This window comes from Hominilimicola sp. (assembly GCF_046972485.1).
Taxonomy (GTDB): domain Bacteria; phylum Bacillota; class Clostridia; order UBA1381; family UBA1381; genus Hominilimicola; species Hominilimicola fabiformis.
In genome coordinates this window covers 1-2,407 of sequence record NZ_JBKVWU010000197.1, presented here as the reverse complement: position 1 = coordinate 2,407, position 2,407 = coordinate 1, and the positions used below count along the sequence as shown (strand labels likewise).

General features: G+C 39.8%; 4 protein-coding genes and 1 pseudogene. All 5 read left to right on the top strand.

Going from position 1 to position 2,407, the window contains the following annotated elements; genetic code table 11:
- A partial coding sequence (locus tag ACLTU0_RS11725; protein ID WP_412322619.1) for a signal recognition particle protein occupies positions 1-935 on the top strand: 935 nt, incomplete at its 5' end.
- Between the two features lie 59 nt (positions 936-994).
- Positions 995-1,237, top strand: coding sequence for a 30S ribosomal protein S16 (gene rpsP, locus ACLTU0_RS11720; protein ID WP_022229514.1), 243 nt, complete (start codon positions 995-997; stop codon positions 1,235-1,237).
- A 17-nt stretch (positions 1,238-1,254) separates the two neighbouring features.
- Positions 1,255-1,488 (top strand): KH domain-containing protein, encoded by a 234-nt coding sequence (locus ACLTU0_RS11715; protein ID WP_022229513.1) that lies wholly within the window; start codon positions 1,255-1,257, stop codon positions 1,486-1,488.
- Between the two features lie 70 nt (positions 1,489-1,558).
- Positions 1,559-2,071, top strand: coding sequence for a ribosome maturation factor RimM (gene rimM / locus ACLTU0_RS11710; protein WP_412322618.1), 513 nt, complete (start codon positions 1,559-1,561; stop codon positions 2,069-2,071).
- Positions 2,068-2,407, top strand: a pseudogene (locus ACLTU0_RS11705) (tRNA (guanosine(37)-N1)-methyltransferase TrmD); the annotation flags it as partial. The gene rimM and the pseudogene ACLTU0_RS11705, both read left to right, overlap by 4 nt.

Here is a 2,407-nt window from a genome sequence, read left to right as displayed (position 1 = left end):
CTTGTGACGTGTACCGTCCGGCGGCTATAAAACAGCTTGAAGTTTTGGGTAAACAAATTCAAGTACCGGTATTTTCAATGGGTGCAGACGTAAATCCCGTTACTATCGCAAAAGAAGCGGTAGCACACGCAATAAAGCATGGAAACGACCCTGTTATCCTTGATACGGCAGGTCGACTTCATATAGATGAGCAGCTTATGGACGAGCTTGCGAACATCAAAGCGGAAGTAAATCCGACGGAAATACTTCTTGTTGTAGACGCAATGACAGGTCAGGACGCAGTAAACGTCGCAAAATCATTTAACGATCAGCTTAATATAACAGGTGTTATACTTTCAAAGCTTGACGGTGATACAAGAGGCGGTGCGGCACTTTCCGTAAAACAAGTTACGGGTAAGCCGATAAAATATGCGTCGGTCGGTGAAAAATTGAGCGACCTTGAACAGTTCCATCCGGACAGAATGGCGTCAAGAATTTTGGGTATGGGTGATGTGCTTACTCTTATCGATAAGGCACAGGAAACCATAGACGAAAAGAAAGCACAGGAGCTTGAAGAAAAAATCCGTAAACAACAGTTTGACCTTGATGATTTCCTTGAACAGTTCAAGCAAATCAGAAAAATGGGTTCATTCTCACAAATACTCGGTATGTTGCCGGGAATAGATAAGAAAATGCTTGAAAGCGTTGACACTGAAGAAAATGAAAAGAAAATGCTTCATATTGAGGCGATAATTCAGTCAATGACACAGGAAGAACGCAGAAAGCCGAGTATAATCGGCGCAAGCAGAAAAGTCCGTATATCGAAAGGTAGCGGAACAAGAGTACAGGACGTAAATCAGCTTTTGAAACAGTTTGAACAAATGCAAAAGATGATGAAACAGCTGTCAGGCGGACGTCAGGCAAAAATGCTCAAACGTCTCAGAAAACGTAAATAAGGTATGATAAATACTTTATGATATATTTATGCTTATAATTTATGGGAGGTGAAAGAACAATGGCAGTAAAAATTAGATTGAGAAGAATGGGTGCAAAGAAGGCTCCTTTTTATAGAGTAGTAGTTGCAGATTCAAGATACCCAAGAAACGGTAGATTTATTGAAGAAGTTGGCACATACAATCCTCTAACAGACCCTGCAACAGTTAATATTGATGCAGAGGCAGTTAAGAAGTGGATCTCAAACGGTGCTCAGCCAACTGATACTGTTAAGGCTCTTCTAAAGAAGTCTAACATTATCTAATTATGGAGGATAGGCTAATGAAAGAAGTATTGGAGATAATAGCCAAATCACTTGTTGACTATCCCGAACAGGTTGATGTTAAGGAAATTAACAACGAGGACCAGACAGTAACTTTGGAACTTAGAGTTGCTGAAAGCGATATGGGTAAGGTGATTGGTAAACAGGGTAGAATTGCTAAGGCAATCAGAACTGTTGTCAAAGCTGCCGCAAGTCGTGAAAATAAAAAAGTTGCGGTTGAAATCTTACAATAGGATAGTAGGGGCTTGCATTTGTGAGCCCTTTTTGTATTTTAATTTCCGATGTTGAAGAAAGGATTTAGTTATGGACTTGCTTGAGGTAGGAAAAATAGTTAATACACACGGTTTAAGAGGTGAAGTTAAGGTTGTTCCTTGGACCGATTATCCCGAAGTGTTTGAAGATATAGATTTTGTTTATGTAAAGAAAAAGTCTGAATATGAAAGACTTGACGTAAAGGGTATAAAGTATCAGAAGAATAATCTTATCGTGAGATTTTCTCAGATTACTGATATAAATATGGCTGAAAAGTATAAAAATCAAGTGATTTATGCCGAACGCGAGATTTTGGGCGAGCTTCCTGAGGGCGTGTATTATATTGCCGACCTTATCGGTCTTGATATTGTAACTGAGGACGGCGAAAAAATCGGTACTGTAAGCGATGTTTTCAACACAGGCAGTAACGATATTTACGAAGTAAAGCGTGAGGGAAAGAAAAATCTTTTGTTGCCTGTTATAGATGACGTTGTTCTTAATATCGACGTTGAGGGCGGTAAAATAACCGTCAGAATGATGGACGGCTTGGAGGACTTGGCGTGAAAAATCATATGAGATTTGATGTGCTTACATTGTTTCCGCAAATGTTTGAGGCGGTTTTGGGTGACAGTATAATCGGTCGTGCGAGAGAAAATAATATTCTTGAAATGAATTTTATTGATATTCGTGATTTTTCAACCAATAAACATAGAAAGGTTGACGATTATCCGTATAGCGGTGGCGGTGGTATGCTTATGAACGCACAGCCTGTGTATGACGCGTATATGTCTGTTGCGGAGGGACTTGATTATAAACCGTTTACGATCTATATGTCGCCGCAGGGACAGGTGTTTAATCAGGGTATCGCGATCGACCTTGCAAATTATGAGCATATCGTTT